General features: G+C 63.3%; 1 protein-coding gene. It reads left to right on the forward strand.

Going from position 1 to position 259, the window contains the following annotated elements:
• Nucleotides 1-37: 37 nt before the first annotated feature.
• Nucleotides 38-259 (forward strand): helix-turn-helix domain-containing protein (locus ACFHWU_RS29635; RefSeq protein ID WP_416592370.1); only part of this gene is annotated, 222 nt, incomplete at its 3' end.

The following is a 259-nucleotide window of genomic DNA, read 5'->3' on the forward strand; positions in this document are numbered from 1 at the left end:
GTAAAATGATCTTGGGTGTCGAGTGATTGGGTGGTAGATGAGCGGGTCTTCTCCGTTGACGGTTGAGGAGCGAGAAACGATCTCGCGGGAGTTGAGCCGGGGCGGTGATTCGGCGTCGGCTCGGGCCATCGGACGGTTGCTCGGGCGGCACCATTCGACGATCGCTCGGGAGATCGCACGCAACGGCGGATCGTTGGGTTACCGTGCGGTCGAGGCGCAGGCGCGTTGCGACGGGAATCGTCTGCGACCGAAGCCACGT

Source organism: Micromonospora sp. LOL_015 (assembly GCF_048060275.1).
In the GTDB taxonomy this organism is placed as follows: domain Bacteria; phylum Actinomycetota; class Actinomycetes; order Mycobacteriales; family Micromonosporaceae; genus Micromonospora_E.